We start from the raw sequence: 21279 nt of genomic DNA, 5'->3' as shown, positions 1-21279 counted from the left end.
GAGTACCTACTTAAAGGGATGCCCCCCATGAAGCCAATTAACCGACTAAGTATAGTCTTTTTTGCCATTTTGTTGATGGCCGCCTGCACCGCTGAAAATGCGGTAGAAAAACAGGCCTCTGCACCTAGCGGCGTGCCGGTAGATGTAGCACCGGTGATTGCCCAGCGTATAACCGAATGGGACAGCTTTACCGGCCGCCTTGAAGCGCCGAAAAGTGTCTCGCTGCGCCCCCGCGTTTCTGGCTATATTGACTTTGTGGCATTTCAAGAAGGCGAATATGTAGAGCAGGGCGATACGCTGTTTTTAATCGATAACCGACAGTTTAAAGCAGAAGTTGACCGGCTTGAAGCGCAGCTGCAAGAAGCCCGTAGCCGTTCGCATCTGGCCCGTCAGGACCATGAACGGGCACAAGGGTTACGCCAAAGCCAGTCGGTATCTCAAGAAGTGTTAGATACGCGAACCAGTGGGGTGGAACAAGCCAAAGCCAACGTGGCGCAAACTCAGGCCGCGCTTGAACTGGCACGCCTTAACCGCGGCTTTGCCCGGGTCGAAGCGCCCATTGCGGGCCGCGTGTCGCGGGCAAATATCACCGAAGGCAACTATGTAAGTGCCGGTCAGACAGTACTGACCTCTATTGTGTCGACTGAAAAACTGTACGCCTACTTTGATATTGACGAAACCACCTGGCTTAACTACCAACAGGCTCAGCAGCGCAATGATGCAGTCGCTGCCCAGCCGGTGGCTATGCGTCTAGCCAACGAAAACGATTACCGTCACTGGGGTAAAATAAACTTTGTGGATAACCAGATTAATGCCAACACCGGCACGCTGCGGGTTCGGGCGGTATTTGATAACGATGACGGCGGCCTGATGCCGGGATTATTTGCTCACTTGAAATTAGCAGGTGGTAAAGCCCACGATGGTATTTTAATCGCCGAAAAAGCCATTGGTACTGATTTAAACAATAAATACGTATTGGTGGTGAATGATGAAAACAAGGTGGAGTACCGCGCCATAAAAATGGGCGATAAAGTGGGTGGCCTGCGCATTGTTCATAGTGGCTTGAGCGCTGATGATACGATTGTAGTTAATGGTTTACAGCGTGTCCGCCCGGGTGCATTGATAGCCCCCAACAGCATCACGATGGCCAACAAGGACACCCTGGAGGAACTTCAGGTATGGCAACAACGTATAGACAGCAACAATGAACTGGCTAAACGCTCTGCACCAGCAGCACCGGCGGGTATGCAGTAAATGAAATTTTCCCAGTTCTTTATCCATCGGCCTATTTTTGCGGCCGTTCTATCGCTGCTGATTTTTATCGGCGGAGCTATCGCGGTATGGAAGCTTCCCATTACCGAATATCCCGATGTTGTGCCACCGACGGTGGTGGTGACTGCCAGCTATCCTGGCGCTAACCCGAAGGTTATCGGTGAAACCGTGGCCACGCCTATTGAGCAGGAAATTAATGGGGTACAGAATATGCTGTACATGTCCTCTCAGGCCACGTCTGACGGCACCATGACGCTCACTGTCACCTTCGCTATCGGAACCAATCCCGATGAAGCCACCACGCTGGTCCAGAATCGGGTTAACCGCGCTTTGCCGCGGTTACCAGAGGAAGTACAGCGCCTGGGCGTAGTTACCGAAAAGTCCTCACCCAACCTTACTATGGTGGTGCATTTAACCTCGCCGGATAACCGCTATGACATGCTGTATTTGTCTAACTATGCCGACCAGTATGTTAAAGATGAGCTGAACCGTATTGATGGGGTTGGACAAGTCCGCTTATTTGGCGCCGGTGAATACAGTATGCGGGTGTGGCTGAACCCTAATAAACTGGCCGCACTGAATATGAACCCGGCGGATGTGGTCAGCGCAATCCGTTCGCAGAACCAACAAGCGGCGGCTGGTAGCCTGGGGGCGCAGCCCACGGGCAGCAGTGATTTTCAGTGGCTTATTAATGTACGGGGCCGCCTGATTGAGCAAGACGAATTTAACGATATTATTGTAAAAACCGGTGAAAATGGCGAAATTACCCGGTTAAAAGATGTGGCCCGAACCGAACTGGGCGCGGATAATTACGCGCTGCGTTCGTTACTTAATAATCGTCCGGCAGCAGCGATTCCTGTATTCCAGGCGCCCGGCTCAAACGCCATTCAGATATCTGACGATGTGCGCGCCCGCATGGCTGAGCTGGAAAAAGCCTTCCCGCAGGGGCTTGAATATGAAATTGTTTACGACCCAACGGTGTTTGTACGCGGTTCAATTGAAGCGGTAGTCAATACCCTGTTTGAAGCGGTCCTGCTGGTGGTATTAGTAGTGGTGCTGTTCCTGCAAACCTGGCGCGCCTCCATTATTCCGCTGGTGGCCGTACCTATCTCGTTGGTAGGAACCTTTGCTTTCATGCATTTACTGGGCTTTTCACTAAATGCGTTATCACTGTTTGGTTTAGTGCTGGCCATCGGGATTGTGGTCGACGATGCCATTGTGGTGGTGGAAAACGTCGAGCGTAATATCGCCGAAGGACGAAGTCCGATAGATGCTACCGCGCAGGCCATGAAAGAAGTTACCGGGCCAATTATTGCAACCACGTTAGTGTTGGCGGCGGTATTCATACCTACAGCCTTTATGAGTGGCCTGACCGGACAGTTTTATAAGCAGTTTGCGCTTACTATTACTATCTCAACATTTATTTCAGCAATTAACTCGTTAACCCTGAGCCCGGCGTTGTCTGCTTTGTTGTTAAAACCCCACGGCGCGAAAAAAGACTGGCTTACCCGTGGTATGGACAAAATCTTAGGCAGCTGGTTGTTCAATCCGTTTAACCGGATGTTTGACAAAGCCTCAACAAAATACACCAACGGCGTGGGATCGCTGGTCCGTAAGGGCGGCATAATTATGGTTCTTTACGTCGGCCTGTTAGGCCTGACTTGGCAGCAATTTGATAGTACGCCCACAGGGTACGTGCCGCCCCAGGATAAAATGTATCTGGTGGCTTTTGCCCAGTTGCCCAACGCATCTTCGTTAGATCGCACTGAAGCGGTTATTCGTGAAATGTCCAAAATAGCGATGGAACACCCTGGGGTTTCTGATGCAGTGGCTTTTCCGGGCCTGAACATCAATGGCTTTACCAATAGCCCCAGCTCAGGCATTTTGTTTACTCCGCTAAAACCGTTTGAGCAACGCCAAACCGCAGGTTTATCGGCCGGCGCTATTGCCGCTGATTTGAATAAGGCATTTGGTTCCATCAAAGGGGCGTATGTGGCGATATTCCCACCGCCGCCGGTCCAGGGCCTGGGCACCATCGGTGGGTTCAGGTTGCAGTTACAAGATCGCGACTCGCTGGGTTTTGCGAATTTAGAGCAAGTGACCAACGAGGTCATCCAAAAAGCCTGGGCAGACCCGGCATTAACCGATGCGTTTACCAGCTTTACCGTGAATGTACCGCAGCTTGATGTTGATGTGGATCGGGAAAAAGCCATGAGCCAAGGGGTAGATATCGGTACGTTATTTAGCACCATGCAAGGCTATTTAGGGGCTATTTACGTGAATGATTTCAACCTGTTCGGGCGTACCTACCAGGTAAACGTGCAGGCCGATGCGCCCTTCAGACAGGATGTTGAACAAATTCAGCAAATGAAGGTGCGCAACAATGCTGGTGAAATGATCCCCCTGGCGTCCATGCTGAATATTGATTACAGCGCAGGACCGGATCGGGTTATGCACTATAACGGCTATGTTACTGCTGAAATAAATGGCGCCCCGGCCGCGGGATATAGCTCCGACCAGGCAAAAGCAGCGATTGAAAAAATTCTCGACGATACCTTGCCTCTAGGCATGACGTACGAATGGACTGAATTAACCTACCAGCAGATTCTGGCAGGTGATACCGCCATGTACGTGTTCCCGTTGGTAGTGTTATTGGTCTTCCTGGTGCTGGCGGCCCAGTACGAGAGCCTGCGTTTGCCTTTGGCTATCATTCTGATTGTGCCGATGACCTTGCTTAGTGCATTAATTGGGGTGGGCGTGTTTGGCGGCGATAACAATATCTTTACGCAAATTGGCTTGATTGTGTTGGTTGGGCTGGCAACCAAAAACGCCATCCTTATTGTCGAGTTTGCCAAAGAATTACAAGAGCACGGCCATGATACGCTCAGTGCAATCAAAGAGGCCTGTCGGTTGCGCTTACGCCCCATTCTGATGACTTCAATTGCCTTTATCATGGGCGTTCTGCCAATGGTGTTATCCACCGGCGCCGGAGCCGAAATGCGTCAGGCAATGGGGGTAGCCGTGTTCTCGGGAATGATTGGCGTGACCTTCTTTGGTTTGATTCTTACCCCGGTATTTTATTACCTGTTACAGCGACGCAAGTCTGGTTAACTGGTACTAAACCTCACCCAAGTGTTGCCCCTCTCCTTAAATGGGGCGCTTTCGCCGCCCGTTCTCGGGCGGCTTTTTTATGGGTATATTTCAGCCCGCCCGGAAATTGCCATAATTCATCCCGCTCGCTGCCTGATTAGCCGTTACACTGGATGTGTTTCGATAAATGTAAGGACACCACAGAATGCATAAAACCAGCGCAGCTATTTTAGCCGGCGGATTTACTGCTGGCATGATTACCCTGGGCCTGCTGGCCGGGCGCACCGTAATTGAGCTTAAAGCGTGGGACCGGGTGGTAACCGTCAAGGGCCTGGCCGAACAGGAAGTGACCGCCGACACGGTTATCTGGCCACTTACCTTTAATGTAGCAGATAACGATATACCCGCGCTTTATGCCACTCTTGAGCACCAAACAAAAACCATCGTGGATTTTTTAACCGAGGCGGGCATTTCGCCCACCGAGATAACTACCGGACAGCCGGGGATTATCGACAAACTGGCCAGTCAATACGGCGCCGGTCAGGGCGTGCAATTTCGCTACACAGGCACGGCCACGGTAACCGTGTACACCGGTAAAGTGGAGCAGGTGCGCGCAATTATGGGTTCAGCGGGACAGCTGATTAACCAGGGGATCGTGCTGGCTGGCGGGTATAACGGACAGGCTGAGTATGAATTTACCGGGTTAAATGCGCTCAAGCCTGCCATGGTGGAACAAGCTACCTTGAACGCCAGGCAAGTGGCGCAAAAGTTTGCCCACGATTCAGCCAGCCAATTGGGTAAAATTAAACAGGCAAATCAGGGGCAGTTTTCAATTACACCGCGCGACCAGCAGCATCCGCACCTAAAAAAGGTTAGGGTGGTGTCGACTATTCAGTATACTTTGGTGGATTAATACCTGTGTATCAGGCGCTCATATTCAATGTGGTGTGAATGCTGCTATACTGTTTTACAACAAGATTAATGGGCAAAACAGGGATAACCTGATGGCAGACCCTACGTCTTCCATGTCGTCACAACTTGAGTTTTTTGAAGTACCCAGCCCGTGTATCGGAGTTTGTCAATCCGGGCCACGCGGGTATTGTAAGGGGTGTTTTCGAAGCCGTGAAGAACGCCTGTACTGGTTACAGGTGGATGCCGCTACCCGTCGAACTATTGTGGCGGCGTGCGTTAAACGTAAACAGGCCGCTGTGCGCCGGGCTCGTAAGACGGGAACCCCGCCGGCCGACGCACCCACGCAGTTTGATTTGTTTGATGACCGCTAAAGCCTTTGAGGCACGCGTGCTTACCTATGTGCAGCCAAGCGGATAATGGAATAATAATGTCTTTAGATAAATACGCCAACTTTGCCACTCAGTCGTTTACGTTGCCGGATATTTGCCTGCGCATTCGTGATGTTTTAGACGACAGCCATTCCGATAGCGACGATATTGCCCGTCTAATTTCCGTCGACCCTTCACTTACCGCAAAAATCCTTAAGCTGGCGAACAGCGCGCTATTTCGTTTCCCGGCGCAAGTGGACTCTATCAGCAAAGCGGTCAGTGTTATCGGCGGGGAAGCCTTATACAATCTGGTGGTAGCTGAAACGGCCAATACCGCGTTTAAAGCTTTCGACACGCCGATGGTTCGGTTGGATGATCACTGGCAATCGTCAGTTTATACCGGTATGGCAGCCAAGTATCTGGCCAAAACGGTAGGTATTCGGGGCAGTGACCGCTTTTTTGTCACCGGTATTTTGCTTAATCTTAGCGAACTGGTTATGGCTAAGGCAGAACCTGCGTTGTATCAGCAGTATGTGCAGCAAAAGAAAGGCTTACCCTGGGAGCGGCAGCAAGCACTGTTCGGGTTTAATTTTGCGGCCTTAAGCGGCACCATTATGGAGCAGTGGCAGTTACCCATGCCATTATATTATCCGGTGCAGTATCTACATAACGAGCAAAAACAACGAACTGAGCAGGATATCGCTTTGTTAGCCTGTGCCAGAAGGGTTACAATTCGCGAGCTAAAGCCTGCTGAATTCAGTAATATTGAACTTTTCACGCCGGCCATAGCCAATAGTCTGTCAGTAGAGGCCGAGATCATTGCAAATGTGGTAACGTATGCCAACAAGGAGACAGACAAGGTGTCATCTCTTATCTACTAATAAACAAGACCACGGATGGAATAATAATCAGCGCTAAATAACAACAACTGAATCATCTTGTATGCAAAACCAATCCAGAATGCGTTTATGGGTCCTGGCTGTCATTGCGTGTGGCAGTGTACCGTCCTATGCCGCCGACAAAAATTTGATTCAAACCCTCTATCATACTGACTTTACCTACAACCAGAATGAACAGGAAGACCTGTTTTCGCTGGATGGCGAGTTAGGTGTGCTTAATGCGACCGGTAATACCGATGCATTTTCATTGAAGGCGGCGATTACTTCTGAGCAGGAAACCAGCCATTGGAACAACAATTACTCGGCAGTATTACTGTACAAACAAATCGAGGTAGAGAACGACGGCGTGACCGAAGATCAAGTGAGTGCCCAGCGTTTCTACGGCGCAGCTCAGTTTGATTACAAATTACAAACCCCCGGGCGCCGGTTTTTCATGTATGGTGACTATGAAAACGACCAGTTTAATGGCTATGATTATCGGGCTACCCTGGCGAGCGGTTGGTCGCAACGGGTTTGGAATACCGATGAAAGCATGTTTAGGTACAGCGTCGGGCCGGGTTACGGTTTTGTTTCGGCCGAAGATGGCACGCAGACCAATGTAAATAACGGTTTTATTCTGCGAGCCTCAAGCGAATATCAGTATCAATGGTATACTGGTTCCAGATTTCGGCAATTTTTAAGCGCTGAAGTGGGCGCCGATAATATAAAAACCCGCTCTGAGACAGCGCTTTCAGCTAATTTATTTGATTCTCTGGCAATGAAGCTTTCATTTGTGGCGGCGTTTGAAACGCAGCCGCTTCAGGGTGTGCCTAATTTAAATACAGAAACATCGCTGACAGTGGTATATCGCTTCTTCTAATAATAGGGCAACGCCCAGCGCAGTAAGCGTACTGCACGCCTGGTTGACAGGCATAATAAAAAATTACCCGTAACGGCCTGTACGTCATTACGCATTTTCACATTCAATTTTGATTTAAAGCACTTACATGAGGAAACACATGAACAAAACAGTATTAGCTGCAACGGTGATCGGAGCGCTTTTTTCTGGTACAGCAATGGCGCAAACCAAGCAAAAGCCTTTTACTTTGGAAGGTGGACTTGGTTTTATCTTTACCACAGGTAACACAGATACGACGTCTGTGAATGCATCGTTGGAATCGCATCAGGAACTGGAACGCTGGAGCAATGACTACAGCATCAGCGGCCTGTATAAGCAGGAATCGGTAGAAAACGATTTAGGTGAAGATGAAGACCGCACCTCGGCGCAAAAATTTGGCGGCCAGGCCCAGGCAAACTACAAGCTGGCTAACCCGGATTATCGTTTGTTTGGTTTCGCATCGTATGAAGATGACCGTTTTAGTTCGTACAATTACCAGTCTACGCTTGCTGCGGGTTGGAACCAAAAACTATGGCAGAATGACAATACGTCACTGGAATACTCAATTGGTCCGGGTTACGCATTCAACGAAACAGACGATGGCGAATCGCAAAACAGTTTCATCGTTCGTGCCTCCAGTGCATTTCAGTGGTTAATTTCAGATACCGCCAAGTTTACTCAGACAATCAGTACTGAAGTGGGTGAAGAAAACACCAAATCTGCTGCTGAATCTGCGCTGACTGCCTCTATCAGTGGTAATCTGTCATTAAAAGTATCCGTGTCGTTTGCCCACAACACTGATGTGGATTCTGATAAGGAAAAACTGGACACTGAATCAGCTGTGACGTTGGTGTATAACTTCCTGTAAGTTAATTTTTATTATTTATCTTCAAGCCTCCGTTAACGGGGGCTTTTTTATGCGAGCCATGTGGAGTTGGATGTTGACTCAGTAAATTTGCTGGTGAATTTGAGTCTATCCCTAGAGGTTGATTTAGGTTTATCCCTGCGGCCAGCGGTGGTATTAATCAGCATTAGCCGCGTTGGCGGCGGCAACCAGAGGGGCTGCCGGGTTCCTCCGAGCTGCCCTGTAGGCCTGTTGGTTGGTTTAGGTTTATCCCTGCGGGCAGCAAGGTTTATTTGGCATTTGCCGCGTTGGCGGCGGCAACCAGAGGGGCCGCCACGCCCCCTCTGGACTCCCCTGTATGCCCTGGCAAACGTAAGCCATTGTTCAGCCCGTCAGGCAATCCGAACCAGGCTCGACGCAACATTCTGTTTCGGCGAGACTCATCTATAACATTCCGCCTGCGACATCCCTGACCAGGTTTCGGCTAGCTTATCTGTCAGGCTCCTGAACGCTCCCCTTTAGGCCAGTTTTTCATTGTGGATTTATCCCTGCGGGCTACGGTGTTTGTAGTAAGCATTAGCCGCGTTGGCGGCGGCAACCAGAGGGGCCGCCACGGCCCCTCTGGACTCCCCCTGTATGCCCTGGCAAACGTAAGCCATTGTTCGCCCCGTCAGGCAATCCGAACCAGGCTCGACGCAACATCCTGCGTTTCCCTGGTAACCCTGTAGGCCTGCTGATTATTTTAGGCTTATCCCTGCGGGCTGCGGTGTTTGTAGTAAGCATTAGCCGCGTTGGCGGCGGCAACCAGAGGGGCCGCCACGGCCCCTCTGGACTCCCCATGTATGCCCTGACAAACGTAAGCCATTGTTCACCCCGTCAGGCAAGCCGAACCAGGCTCGACGCAACATCCTGTTTCGGCGAGACTCATCTATAACATTCCGCCTGCGACATCCCTGACCAGGTTTCGGCTAGCTTATCTGTCAGGCTCCTGAACGCTCCCCTTTAGGCCAGTTTTTCATTGTGGATTTATCCCTGCGGGCTACGGTGTTTGTAGTAAGCATTAGCCGCGTTGGCGGCGGCAACCAGAGGGGCCGCCACGGCCCCTCTGGACTCCCCCTGTATGCCCTGGCAAACGTAAGCCATTGTTCACCCCGTCAGGCAATCCGAACCAGGCTCGGCACAACATCCTGCGTTTCCCTGGTAACCCTGTAGGCCTGCTGATTATTTTAGACTTATCCCTGCGGGCTGCGGTGTTTGTAGTAAGCATTAGCCGCGTTGGCGGCGGCAACCAGAGGGGGCCGCCACGGCCCCTCTGGACTCCCCATGTAGGCCCTGACAAACGTAAGCCATTGTTCACCCCGTCAGGCAATCCGAACCAGGCTCGACGCAACATCCTGTTTCGGCGAGCCTTGCCTGCGACATCCCTGTCTAGGCTTCGGTTTGCTTATCTGCCGGGGAGCCCAATACGTTTGATGGGCAGGCAAAGCAGAGATCTCTGTAGCTCTTGCTGTTTCCCCCTTGTCGTGGGATTCCCCAATCCGGTCAGGAAAAATGCCGGGCAGACGAGGGAAGGAACCCGAGTCAGACCAGGCCGGGGCAGGGAAGCCCCGTCGTGGTCGGTGACCGGCATCTGAGCGGGTAGGGGAATGCTGTCACACGGCAGGGGCGTCCGGGGATTCCCAAGGGGAACGACGTGTTCCCCTTGGGTTGCTGCCGCCAACGCGGCAAATGCTAGATAAACCTTGCGGCCCGCAGGGATAAAGCCAACAAAAGCCGCTAAAGCAAAAACTGCCCAAAGAAGCTGGATGTAAAATCAGAAGGTAATTCAGATAACCTATGCCCCCTTGTCGTGGGGTTCCCCAATCCGGTCAGGAAAAATGCCGGGCAGACGAGGGAAGGAACCCGAGTCAGACCAGGCCGGGGCAGGGAAGCCCCGTCGTGGTCGTTGACCGGCATCTGAGCGGGTAGGGGAATGCTTACCCACGGCAGGGGCGTCCGGGGATTCCCAAGGGGAACGACGTGTTCCCCTTGGGTTGCTGCCGCCAACGCGGCAAAAGCTAGATAAACCTTGCGGCCCGCAGGGATAAAACCAACAAAAGCCGCCAAAGCAAAAAACTAACGAAAGAAGCCGGATGTAAAGCTAAAACGTAAGTCCATCCACTCATGCCCCCTTGTCGTGGGATTCCCCAATCCGGTCAGGAAAAATGCCGGACAGACGAGGGAAGGAGCCCGAGTCAGACCAGGCCGGGGCAGGGAAGCCCCGTCGTGGTCGGTGACCGGCATCTGAGCGGATAGGGGAATGTTGTCACACGGCAGGGGCGTCCGGGGATTCCCAAGGGGAACGACGTTTTCCCCTTGGTTGCCGCCGCCAACGCGGCAAATGCCAAATAAACCTTGCGGCCCGCAGGGATAACACCAACAAAAGCCGCTAAAGCAAAAACTGCCCAAAGAAGCCGGATGTAAAACCAAAAAGTAATTCAAATAAGCTATGCCCACTTGTGGCAGCAACCCGGCAACAGCCAAATAAACCTTGCGGCCCGCAGGGATAAAACCAATAAAAGAAGACAAAACATAAAAAAGGGGCCCGAAGGCCCCTTTTTCTTATTCCGACTATTAATGCAACAAACGCGCTTTAATGGTGCCATCTATTTGAAGCAACTGGGCTAAACCGTCGTAGGCTTTATCTGCCTCGACATCAATTACTACATAGCCAATATCAGGCGTTGTTTGCAGGTATTGGGCTTCAATGTTGATGCCGCGCTCTGCAAAGGTGCCGTTAATTTGCATAATCACACCAGGACGGTTTTCGTGTATATGCAGTAAACGGGAGCGGCCCGGGTGGTCTGGCAATGAAACCTCTGGGAAATTAACCGCCGACAGGGTGGAACCGTTATCGCTATACTTAGCCAGTTTCCCCGCCACTTCAACGCCTATGTTCTCTTGGGCCTCAAGTGTGCTGCCGCCCACATGGGGGGTTAAAATAACATTATCGAACTCGCGTAAGGGCGATACAAACTCTTCACCATTTGATTTGGGTTCTACCGGGAATACATCGATAGCCGCGCCGCTTAAGCGCTTGTCTGTAAGAGCTGCCACTAAAGCATCAATATCTACCACTGTGCCCCGAGAAGCATTAATCAATATGGCATCGGGCTTCATCTGTGCTAATGCGTTTTCGTCTATCAGGTTGTGCGTGGTGGCAGTTTCAGGTACATGCAGCGACACCACATCAGAGGTACTAAGCAAGGTTTCCAGGCTTTTAACCTGGGTGGCATTTCCTAGTACCAGTTTGTCTTCGATATCAAAAAACTGTACCCGCATACCCAAGTGTTCGGCCAGAATACTTAACTGGGTACCAATATGCCCATAGCCGATAATACCGAGTGTTTTGCCCCGCGCTTCAAGCGACCCAGCGGCGCTTTTGTCCCACTCGCCGCGGTGTGCTTTTGCATTTTTCTCAGGAATGCCGCGTAGCAACAGGATAATCTGGCCCAGCACTAACTCGGCAACCGAGCGGGTATTGGAAAAGGGGGCGTTAAACACCGGGATGCCGCGTTTTTGGGTGGCTACCAAGTCAACCTGATTAGTCCCGATACAAAAACAGCCCACCGCCACCAATTTTTGGGCGGCATCAATAACATTTTCGGTTAACTGCGTACGCGACCGCAGACCGATAAAATGCACATCACGCACTTTTTCAATCAATTCTTCTTCAGGCAACGAGGTTTTAAGATACTCAATGTTGGTATAACCATTACCTTGCAGGGTATCTACAGCGCTTTGGTGCACGCCTTCCAACAACAGTATGCGTATTTTATCTTTCGGTAACGAAACTTTACTCATTGCTTTGAATCTCAACCTTAAGTGAATTGTGAAAAAGACATCTGGACGTCTAAATGGTTAAAATAACAGATGTTGGAAACGCTGCAAAGCGCTATCTGCGGTTGTTGTTATTTACCGGGGCTAACCCCCCAGGCTAAGCCCTAATCGAAGGTCTTTACACCTTCTTCAGTAGCACACAACACCACATCAGCTCCGCGCAGTGCAAAAATACCGTTGGTTACCACACCCGCAATGTTGTTAATGCTGGTTTCCAGCTCACGCGGGTTTAAAATAGTCAGGTTGTGCACATCGATAATCACATTGCCGTTATCTGTAGTAACACCCTGGCGATAGACTGGATCGCCGCCCAGCTTAACCAGTTCCCGGGCCACATAAGAACGCGCCATAGGAATCACTTCAACGGGTAACGGAAAGGCCCCCAGTAGCGGCACCTGCTTGGTGTTATCAACAATACAAATAAAAGTGTCAGCCACCGCGGCAACAATTTTTTCCCGGGTCAGAGCTGCGCCGCCGCCTTTAATCATATGCTTATGTTCGGTGACTTCATCCGCGCCATCGACATACACGCCCAGGTTGTCTACATCGTTTAGTTCAAACACCTCGATACCCACCGCCTTGAGCCGTTCGGTAGAGGCTTGCGAACTGGATACCGCACCCGCTATACGATCTTTCATGCTGGCTAACTCATCAATAAAATAGTTAACCGTGGAGCCAGTACCTACGCCAACCACACTATCCGCTTTGATATAGGTAAGTGCAGCTTTGGCTACCGCCTGTTTTTTTGCGTTCTGATCCATTGTGGTCTCCCCAACCGGTGTTCTGTGGCAAATTAGTGGGCAAAGTTTACCGCTAACGGCGCCCCTTTGTTAGTGCTGATTCATGCTCATAACATTCTGGGTAAAGTAAAGCCCGGTTCAGGGCTGTACGTGCAGGGCAGGGCCCAGATCAGCCTGCGCGGCTTGCCGGTGGGGCCGGCTTGATTAGCCGGGTAGGGGTAACTATTAGGTCGCACGGAATATCCCAGTTTGCCATGGGTAATAACGCGACCTGCTGACAATCATGGGCCACCCCGATGAATAACGGTCGAGCGTCTGGCTGCATGGACGTTACCGCTAAAGTTCGGTCATAAAAACCGCCCCCCATACCAAGCCGGTTCCCCAACTTATCAAACCCTACTAAAGGCATCAGTATGACATGGTGCCGGGATAACGGCTGTATTTGCTGGCAATCCAGTACCGGTTCAGCAATGTTGAACCGGTTAACCCGCATGGGCGTGGTAGGGTTATAACGCAAAAACAACAGGTGTTTACGGGTGAAAGGATGTAATACCGGCACGGTAGTGGTTATTTGTTGTTGCCAGCAAAATTCCAACACTGGGGCAAGATCTGGCTCGCCATCGTTCGCTAAATACGTAGCAATACACGCAGCCTGCTGAAATGGCTCCACTGCTAAAAGTTGCTGGCAGATACCAATGGCCGCCTGCTGTTGCTGGTGGGGCGTTAATGCGCGACGCGCTTGACGTAGTTGTTGACGTAACTCGGCACGTAATGGGCTACGTGCCGGTTCGGTCTCAAAGCTATCCGGCATAAAGGGCTCATCAGGCGGCTAAATAATGGTTTAGCATACGGATGAGTTCGTTCATTGCAATGGGTTTTGTCAAAATAGCATTTAGCCCGCTTGAAAGCATATAGTCACGGTCGGTTACCGCATCAGCGGTAAGCGCCACAATAGGTAATTCAGGGTGGCTGGCGCGGATAGTTTCGGTCGCTTCCAGTCCACTGATACCCGGCAGTCCAATGTCCATAATAATTAAATCAAACCGCCCCTGGCTTACTGCACATATAGCATCTTCACCGTTAGATACCAGCGCATGGGAAATACCCAGTTCATCCATCAGTGAGCTAATTACAATTTGGTTAATTTCGTTATCTTCAACAATCAGCAAATGCTGCTCAGGCTTGATGTGTAAGGTGGGCGCATCGTTTGCTGTCGCCACGGGGGCAGCACAGATCCCCAAGGGTATTGCCAACGACAGTTCATTTTCGGTAATGAGGGTTAGCTGGCCATCCAATAAGGCAATTAAATTCTTACAAATACTTAAATCCAGAAACTTTTCGCTGATATGAAATTGTTCATCAAAACGATGATGCTGTGCGTTTAAAAACTGACAATCCTGTTCACTAAACAACGGACTTAGGGCGCGGCACACCCAGTGAATCTGAGCTGGCGAAAAGGTTACCTCACATAACAATTGCTCATCAGCAGGCAGCCGTTTACTACAGTGATTTACTAAGATGCTGATTATCTGACTCAGTTTAGTGTCATCCACAATCATATTGCGCGGGCAGCTACTATCCAGCACCCAGCCTAGCTTGGTATGTGTATTGAGCGACTGCAGCAGGTTGAATAAATTGGCCAGATAATCTTTGCTCACCACAGTGCGGGGGATAGACAGCAGCCGCCCTGACTTCATCTGTTTTACGTTTAATACTGAATCAACGATATCCAGTAAGCGGTCACCACCAGTTTGTATATGGTGCACGGCGTCGCCCACCGAAAGCGGTAAATTAAGCTGGTTCACCTGCTGGCCCAATTGGCGGCTAAACATAGCAATGGCGTTCAGGGGGGTCCGTATCTCGTGGCTTAAATAAGACAGAAAGTTGTCTTTGTATTCAATGGAGCGCTGTAATTCCCGGCTGTTCCGGCGTAGTTCCATTTGTGCGATGACCGCTGCGCCGAGCGTAGATAACGCTTTGCGTTGATTGGCATCCAGTTTACGCGGCTTATTATCCAGGGTACACAGGGTGCCTAACGCAAAACCCCGGGGCGACACTAACGGGGTGCCCGCATAAAAACGGATATTCGGATAACCGGTGACCAGCGGATTATCCGAAAAACGCGGATCCTGCTGAGCATCAGTCACTTCCAGCATTTGGTCCTGCAATATGGCGTGAGCACAAAATGCTACGTTACGATGGGTTTGTTGAGCATCTAAACCAATTTTGGATTTAAACCATTGGCGGTCCTGGTCAACCAGGCTTATCAGCGCAATGGGTGTACCACAAATTTGTGATGCCAGGGCGGTTAGCTGGTCAAACACATCTTCGCTGGACGTATCCATTATCTCGTAACTCAGTAACTCTGCAAGTCGCTGATCTTCGTTAAATGGCGCGGGTGGAGTTTCCACAGATTAAGGTCTCTTTATGACATCAGGGCTAACAAAAAAACACCACGTGGTTGCCAGGCGCTAAAGCAGCAAGCGTGTCTTTGTCAAAATATAGGAGGTTATAAATAATTCTTCCATTGTTTACGAGTGAACTTTAGTTGCATCTGAATGAAACAAGCTACGTCTGCGGGGTTGGCTTTTAAGCAAAGAATAGGCGTAGCTGCCCGTTATACATAGGCAAGCGGGGATGAGCCAGGGACTATGGAACGGCGCTGGGGACATATCTGGTAACAAATAAACGTAACCGGAGTACGTCAATACTGGCTGGCGTTATTGCCCGCCGGTAGTGCCCGAAGATACTGAGGCTATTTAAATTTTCCAATAAAAAGCCGGTAAGTTAAATACGCAAATGCAGTATTTAACTTACCGGCATGGTATTGCGGCTTCGGCCCTACTTTGCGTAGGTATCGATAAACAACTGTTCCAATCCGTCGCGGTCTACCTGCGTAGCCACATGCACCTTACGTGCGCCGGTCCATAGCGGGCTGGCGGTGGTGCCCGGCGGGGCCACAATGGTTGCCCCGCGGTTTAATTCATCCGTCGCTACTCGCGCATGGCCGGTGGTGAGCTCAAACAATTCTGGCTTAATTAAATGCGCCAGCGGGAAGGCATCATGAAAACAGCATACCCGTTCATCACCTTCTTTGGTGTAAAAGTCGATATAAAACTGTGCTGCATCACGTACAAAGCCGCCTAATTTTTTATTTTTCTCGGCGAGGGTTTCAACAAACTGTGCTTTGAACCGTACGGCGTTAGTCACATCCAGCCCAAACATGGTAACTTCCCAGTCGGCGGCAAATACAATCTCAGCCGCGTGGGCATCGTTCCAGATATTCGCTTCGGCCACCGGGGTCACATTGCCCGGTACAAACGCTGCACCGCCCATGATACTAACGCCTTTAACCAGCTTCGGAAGCTCAGGCTCCAAACGCAGGGCCAACGCTAGATTACCTAGCGGGCCAATGGCCACCAGGGTTATTTCCCCTGGGTACTGTCGCGCCATATCCACTATAAACTGAGCAGAGCTGCGCGGATCTAACTGGCCTTCAATAGCCGGGAAATCAATATTACCGAAGCCATCGTCACCATGTACAAAATGGGCATACGATGATTCCGGCCCTACCCAGGGCATACCAACCCCTTTAGTCACAGGAATGTCCTGTTCTGCCAGTTTGCACAGGGTAATAGCATTTTTAGCTGACATGTCGACCGGTACGTTACCAAAAACGGTGGTCAGGCCCAGTACCTCAATTTCAGGTGCCTGGAAGGCAAAAAAGATAGCCATTGCATCATCAATACCCGGGTCGGTATCTAATATTATTTTGTGTGTCATAAAATTCTCTGTATCACTGACCATGCTTTGCTAAAAAGCGATCGACTTCTTTTTGCGAAGGGATAGATTGTGCAGCCCCTTTGCGGGTAACGGTTATTGCAGACGCTGCACAGCCGCGGCGTAAGGCCTGCTTTGCGCCTGAATGACTACTGTAAGCGGATAAAAAGTAACCAATAAAGGTGTCGCCAGCGGCGGTGGTGTCCACTGCATCTACCACAAAAGCGGGTACCCGTTCCATGCCGTCTTTGGTGATCATTAGTACGCCTTCTTTGCCCAGTGTAATAAGCACCTCAGCATGTTGCCATTGAGCTTTGAACACCTCAATAATGTCATCCAGGGTTTCTTTACCCGTGACGGCCGCAGCTTCTGTTTCATTAACAATCAGCAAATCCACACAATCCAACGGCAACGACTTGACCGACTCACTCATCGGCGCCGGGTTAAATGCAACCCGCAGGCCTTTGGCTTTGGCTTGCTTAAGCACTTCGTCAATACAACTGGTTTCGTTCTGGGTTAACACCCAGTCCATATCGCGGGTATCAAGCAGGGCTTTTTGAACAATATCAGGGGTAATGGTTTGGTTTGCGCCACCAAATAACACGATGGCATTTTCGCCACCGGGGGTTACCTGAATAATAGCATGACCTGAGGGTACGTCGTGGCATCTGACATAGCGGCAATCTACACCGTTTTTTATCAGAGTTTGTTTAAAGCCTGCATCCGATTCGTGAATGCTACCGACGTGTTTTACATCAGCACCTGCCTGAGCGAGCGCGATGGATTGGTTGGCACCTTTGCCACCCAATAGTTGCTGGTAGTTTGATGAGGCAATAGTCTCACCAGGGCGTACAAAATGATCCACCGAATACACGTGGTCAATATTGATAGACCCAAAATTAATTACAGCCATTTCTTCTTCTCGTCGAAAGAGGGCGTCTCCCAGAATGCCGCTGCCCATCGTTCGCCCGTGAGCCGAAAGGTTCACGGCGGAAGAATCATCATAACCGTAGGCTTCTCGATACGAGCCGAGCTTGCACAGTAGTTACGAGTTCAACTTCCTTTTAAAAAAGCATCGGCCAGGGACATGAATGAGCTGGCAAACATCCCAGGAGACATTGATTAAATAACAAGCGCAACAGGGTATATCAAACGTACTGTCTCGTGAAGAGATCATTATTTTGTACGGGAAATTTCTCTGTCGCCTTCGTCTTAAGACACTGACCGGCTAACTCACACCTTAACAACATGTGACTACGCCAGCCAGAAGCGATGACCTGATTATGTTATCGGAATGAAAAATATCAACCAAAACTTAACCAAATGGTCAAAGAAACAGCTTGCCATAAGATCTTAATGCATTGAGGCCGGTAACGAAAGGGTAGATTGGATTATTTAATACTGGTTGGACATTTGCTAAGCAAGTGGCCAGTGCTGGGTTTTATAGCCGCTTTTTGCTAGCATGAAGAAGAAAATTTAATGCTTTACGCTAAGGGTAGTGCGCGTGGACAAACAGATAGATTATGACAGTGTAACAAATGCGCTGTTTCAGGATTCAGTAAACGCCGATGCCGCCGAAGTTCACGGCATATTGTGCGGAATGTTATGTGGGGGCATGTCACTAACAGACCAGAAGTGGCAGGCAGTGCTGGCCGATACTACCAACGAGGCCGAGCCATTTTCTTCAGCGCTAAGCTTTAAACTGGAGCAACTGTTCACCCAAACGGTAGAACAATTGCTGGAAGGTGAGTTTAGCCTGCAAATGATGCTGCCTGATGACCAGGCCCCTATCAATGACCGTGGGCTGGCACTGATTAACTGGGTGCAAGGCTTTATGCTGGGGTTTGGACTACACCAGCAGGAGCTTGGTCAATGCTCAGCTGATGTTAAAGAAGCGCTGCAAGATTTTTCAGATATCTCGCGCATGGAAGAGCCAATGGATGAAGATGAAGCGTCTGAACGTGCGCTTAGCGAGGTCATTGAGTATGTAAAAGTATCGGCGCTTTTATGCTATAGCGAGCTAGGCCGCTCTTTGTTGGATGACCAGCAAGACAAACCCTCAGTTCATTAACCTCCGGACAAGCCCGATATGAGTAATCCGTTATGATCAGCCAGCAGGAATTTATAGCCCGTCAGCAGCGTTTATTGGCGCAATGTAAGCCCTCCAGTGTGTGTGTTATACCTGCCGCGACTATGATTACCCGTAGTCGCGACACTGAATATCCTTTTCGCCAGGACAGTGATTTTTGGTATTTAACCGGCTTTAACGAGCCGGATACCTGGTTGCTGCTATCTAATCATGAACGTCATGGGCAACGTTGTCGGGCGATGGTATGCCAGGCTAAAGATCCTGATGCGGAAATCTGGCAAGGCCGGCGATTGGGCGCGGATATGGCGTTGGCCCGCTTTGACCTGGATGAAGTATACGAGCTGGATGAACTGCCGGAGGTGTTGCTGCACTGGTTAATGGGCCACGACAATCTGTATTTTGCCCAAGGCGGCCAGCCGGCTATTGATGAGATGGTAAGCTCTGCGTTGCGGGCGCTGCGCGAATCGCCTAAAGAAAACCTTGCCCCTGCTGCGGTGGTTGATGTCAGACCATTGTTACATGAAATGCGCTTGCATAAGTCGGCCTGTGAAATTGCAGTAATGAAAGCTGCTTGTCAAATCAGTGCTCAGGCGCACTGCCGCGCGATGCAGTTTGCCGCCCCCGGCGTCTACGAATACCAGTTGGAAGCCGAGCTTCACCATGAGTTTGCGATGGCGGGCGCACGCGCGCCAGCCTACGCCACTATTGTGGGCAGCGGCGCTAACGCGTGTGTGCTGCACTATACCGAGAACAGTAAAGCGTTGGCCGACGGCGAACTGGTGTTGATTGATGCCGGCGCCGAGTTCATGGGCTACGCGGCAGACATCACCCGCACCTTTCCAGTTTCTGGTACCTTTAGTGCCCCGCAAAAAGCCATTTACGAGTTGGTGCTTAAGGCCCAGCAAAACGCGCTTGATTTTATTGGCCCCGGGGTCACCCTCAAAGCCGCCACCGAACGTGTTATTGAAGTGCTGACGGAAGGCTTGATTGCGCTTGGCCTGTTGCAGGGCAGTGTGGCAGATAACCTGGCTGAACAAACGTGGCGGGCGTATTTTATGCACGGCCTGGGGCATTTTTTAGGCCTCGATGTACACGATGTCGGTGATTATCGGGTTAATGGTGAAGACCGGCCACTAAAGCCCGGCATGGTGCTTACGATTGAACCCGGTCTGTATATTCCCAGCGATGCACCGGTAGATGAACAATACCGGGGTATTGGCGTACGTATAGAAGACAATGTGGCCATTACTGCTACCGGTATTGAAATTCTTACCGCGGATGTGCCTAAAACGGTAGCCGACATAGAGGCCCTGCTAAAGAGATAACGCCTTGAATCAGACAGATATTGTAATTGTAGGTGGCGGCATAGTAGGCCATGTATTGGCCGCTGGTTTATTGCACCATACCCGCTTCTCGGTCACTGTGATAGATGCCAACCCGGCGCCAGCTAAGCATGCCGACAATCAGCGGCACCCGGGTTTTGACGCCCGCGTTATCGCTCTGGCGCGGCGCACGGTAGCGGCGTTAAATACCATGGGTATTGATACCCGTGAGGCCCGCAGCGAGCCAATTAAAACGATTCAGGTATCAGAACACGGGGCCACCGGGCTGTGTCACCTGAGCGCGGCGCAGTTTCGGCTTGCTTCATTTGGCGAGGTCACCGCGCTGAGCCGGTTAGGCCGTCTGTTAAGCGAGCATAATCAACAGGCCGGCCTACATTACTTAAGCTGCCAAACGGTAGTGCAGGCCCAGCAGCACCAACAGCATGTCTCACTGACCTTAACGAATGGCCAGACCCTTACGCCAAAACTGCTGGTGCTGGCCGATGGCGGTCGCTCTACGCTGGCTGGCCAGCTTAATATCGAACGTCAACAGCAGCCTTATGAACAAGTGGCGCTGGTATGTAACGTAATAATGAGCAAACCCCATAATTACTGTGCTTATGAACGCTTTACTCCCGATGGCCCATTGGCTTTTTTACCGTTTAATAGCGGTGAAAATGACACAGGATGTGGCTTTTCGGTGGTGTGGACAGTGGCAGCCGACAAAGCCGATTATTTGCAGAGCCTGGATAAAACCGGCTTTACCCGCGCGTTACAGCGGGCTTTTGGTTTTCGCCATGGCAGTATTCGGCGAATTGGCAAAAGGGCAAGCTATCCACTGGCGCTGGAAACCGCCGGCAGTATTACCAGCCACCGGGTGGCCCTGGCAGGCAATGCTGCACAAACGCTACACCCCATTGCCGGGCAAGGGTTTAATCTTGGCTTACGGGATACCCTGGGGCTGGTGAACGCACTGGCGGAGGCAGCCGACCCGGGCGCCTTTACTACCTTGCGGGCATATAGCCGAGCGCGCGAGCATGACCGAAAGGACACGATATGGTTGACCGACGCCTTGGTGCGTGGGTTCTCAAACCGGCATGGGCCGCTTAAAATAGCCCGTAATGCCGGGCTTATTGCCCTGGATAATAGCCGGATGATGCAACAGGCGTTTGTACAACGAACTACCGGCTTCGGGCCGGAAATGTAA

Annotated in this window: 16 protein-coding genes and 1 other RNA gene; 10 read left to right on the top strand and 7 right to left on the bottom strand. The window is 50.8% G+C overall.

The window, feature by feature from the left end:
• Positions 1-27: 27 nt before the first annotated feature.
• From D0Y50_RS14575 to D0Y50_RS14545, 7 genes are all read left to right on the top strand, one after another.
• Positions 28-1254: an efflux RND transporter periplasmic adaptor subunit gene (locus D0Y50_RS14575; RefSeq protein ID WP_108567568.1), complete on the top strand. Its 1227-nt coding sequence runs from the start codon at positions 28-30 to the stop codon at positions 1252-1254.
• Positions 1255-4383, top strand: a complete 3129-nt coding sequence (locus D0Y50_RS14570; protein WP_117317617.1) for an efflux RND transporter permease subunit — start codon at positions 1255-1257, stop codon at positions 4381-4383.
• Positions 4384-4567: 184 nt separating this feature from the next.
• Entirely contained in the window at positions 4568-5275 is a 708-nt protein-coding gene (locus D0Y50_RS14565; RefSeq protein ID WP_117317615.1) for an SIMPL domain-containing protein, read from the top strand.
• Positions 5276-5366: 91 nt separating this feature from the next.
• Positions 5367-5645, top strand: coding sequence for a DUF1289 domain-containing protein (locus D0Y50_RS14560; RefSeq protein WP_108567627.1), 279 nt, complete (start codon positions 5367-5369; stop codon positions 5643-5645).
• Between the two features lie 56 nt (positions 5646-5701).
• Positions 5702-6523 carry an HDOD domain-containing protein gene (locus tag D0Y50_RS14555; RefSeq protein ID WP_108567571.1) on the top strand — a complete coding sequence of 274 codons (822 nt, stop codon included), beginning with the start codon at positions 5702-5704 and terminating at the stop codon, positions 6521-6523.
• Between the two features lie 79 nt (positions 6524-6602).
• On the top strand, positions 6603-7400 hold the full coding sequence (locus D0Y50_RS14550; protein WP_232366271.1) for a DUF481 domain-containing protein: 798 nt from the start codon (positions 6603-6605) through the stop codon (positions 7398-7400).
• Positions 7401-7539: 139 nt separating this feature from the next.
• Positions 7540-8286, top strand: a complete 747-nt coding sequence (locus D0Y50_RS14545; RefSeq protein WP_108567573.1) for a DUF481 domain-containing protein — start codon at positions 7540-7542, stop codon at positions 8284-8286.
• Between the two features lie 2589 nt (positions 8287-10875).
• Here D0Y50_RS14545 and serA read toward each other — a convergent pair.
• The 7 genes from serA to ssrS form a co-directional block, all read right to left on the bottom strand.
• Positions 10876-12105, bottom strand: a complete 1230-nt coding sequence (gene serA, locus D0Y50_RS14540; protein ID WP_108567575.1) for a phosphoglycerate dehydrogenase — start codon at positions 12103-12105, stop codon at positions 10876-10878.
• Between the two features lie 140 nt (positions 12106-12245).
• Positions 12246-12902 carry a ribose-5-phosphate isomerase RpiA gene (rpiA, locus tag D0Y50_RS14535; protein WP_108567576.1) on the bottom strand — a complete coding sequence of 219 codons (657 nt, stop codon included), beginning with the start codon at positions 12900-12902 and terminating at the stop codon, positions 12246-12248.
• Between the two features lie 148 nt (positions 12903-13050).
• Positions 13051-13692, bottom strand: a complete 642-nt coding sequence (locus D0Y50_RS14530) for a 5-formyltetrahydrofolate cyclo-ligase (RefSeq protein ID WP_117317613.1) — start codon at positions 13690-13692, stop codon at positions 13051-13053.
• Positions 13693-13702: 10 nt separating this feature from the next.
• A complete protein-coding gene (locus D0Y50_RS19910) occupies positions 13703-15292 on the bottom strand; it encodes a GAF domain-containing hybrid sensor histidine kinase/response regulator (RefSeq protein WP_117317611.1) in 1590 nt (529 codons plus the stop codon).
• A gap of 430 nt (positions 15293-15722) precedes the next feature.
• Positions 15723-16664, bottom strand: coding sequence for a nucleoside hydrolase (locus tag D0Y50_RS14520; protein ID WP_108567628.1), 942 nt, complete (start codon positions 16662-16664; stop codon positions 15723-15725).
• Between the two features lie 13 nt (positions 16665-16677).
• On the bottom strand, positions 16678-17574 hold the full coding sequence (locus tag D0Y50_RS14515; protein ID WP_108567579.1) for a ribokinase: 897 nt from the start codon (positions 17572-17574) through the stop codon (positions 16678-16680).
• A 22-nt stretch (positions 17575-17596) separates the two neighbouring features.
• Positions 17597-17779: non-coding RNA, 6S RNA (gene ssrS, locus D0Y50_RS14510), on the bottom strand.
• A gap of 386 nt (positions 17780-18165) precedes the next feature.
• Between ssrS and D0Y50_RS14505 the strand changes: the two genes are divergently transcribed.
• Genes D0Y50_RS14505 through ubiH form a run of 3 tightly spaced genes read left to right on the top strand, consistent with a single transcriptional unit; the run spans position 18166 to position 21279 of the window.
• Complete coding sequence (locus tag D0Y50_RS14505) at positions 18166-18732, top strand: UPF0149 family protein (protein WP_108567580.1); 567 nt, start codon at positions 18166-18168, stop codon at positions 18730-18732.
• Between the two features lie 32 nt (positions 18733-18764).
• Positions 18765-20075 carry a Xaa-Pro aminopeptidase gene (pepP, locus tag D0Y50_RS14500; RefSeq protein WP_117317609.1) on the top strand — a complete coding sequence of 437 codons (1311 nt, stop codon included), beginning with the start codon at positions 18765-18767 and terminating at the stop codon, positions 20073-20075.
• 4 nt (positions 20076-20079) lie between these two features.
• Complete coding sequence (gene ubiH / locus D0Y50_RS14495; protein ID WP_117317607.1) at positions 20080-21279, top strand: 2-octaprenyl-6-methoxyphenyl hydroxylase; 1200 nt, start codon at positions 20080-20082, stop codon at positions 21277-21279.

Origin of the sequence: Salinimonas sediminis (assembly GCF_003429285.1) — a bacterium.
GTDB lineage: Bacteria > Pseudomonadota > Gammaproteobacteria > Enterobacterales > Alteromonadaceae > Alteromonas > Alteromonas indica.
This window is presented reverse-complemented; position numbering and strand designations above follow the sequence as displayed.

Coding starts and splice junctions, on each gene's coding strand:
- D0Y50_RS14575 (WP_108567568.1), top strand. CDS start 28: ATGAAGCCAATTAACCGACTAAGTATAGTCTTTTTTGCCATTTTGTTG.
- D0Y50_RS14570 (WP_117317617.1), top strand. CDS start 1,255: ATGAAATTTTCCCAGTTCTTTATCCATCGGCCTATTTTTGCGGCCGTT.
- D0Y50_RS14565 (WP_117317615.1), top strand. CDS start 4,568: ATGCATAAAACCAGCGCAGCTATTTTAGCCGGCGGATTTACTGCTGGC.
- D0Y50_RS14560 (WP_108567627.1), top strand. CDS start 5,367: ATGGCAGACCCTACGTCTTCCATGTCGTCACAACTTGAGTTTTTTGAA.
- D0Y50_RS14555 (WP_108567571.1), top strand. CDS start 5,702: ATGTCTTTAGATAAATACGCCAACTTTGCCACTCAGTCGTTTACGTTG.
- D0Y50_RS14550 (WP_232366271.1), top strand. CDS start 6,603: ATGCGTTTATGGGTCCTGGCTGTCATTGCGTGTGGCAGTGTACCGTCC.
- D0Y50_RS14545 (WP_108567573.1), top strand. CDS start 7,540: ATGAACAAAACAGTATTAGCTGCAACGGTGATCGGAGCGCTTTTTTCT.
- serA (WP_108567575.1), bottom strand. CDS start 12,105: ATGAGTAAAGTTTCGTTACCGAAAGATAAAATACGCATACTGTTGTTG.
- rpiA (WP_108567576.1), bottom strand. CDS start 12,902: ATGGATCAGAACGCAAAAAAACAGGCGGTAGCCAAAGCTGCACTTACC.
- D0Y50_RS14530 (WP_117317613.1), bottom strand. CDS start 13,692: ATGCCGGATAGCTTTGAGACCGAACCGGCACGTAGCCCATTACGTGCC.
- D0Y50_RS14520 (WP_108567628.1), bottom strand. CDS start 16,664: ATGACACACAAAATAATATTAGATACCGACCCGGGTATTGATGATGCA.
- D0Y50_RS14515 (WP_108567579.1), bottom strand. CDS start 17,574: ATGGCTGTAATTAATTTTGGGTCTATCAATATTGACCACGTGTATTCG.
- pepP (WP_117317609.1), top strand. CDS start 18,765: ATGATCAGCCAGCAGGAATTTATAGCCCGTCAGCAGCGTTTATTGGCG.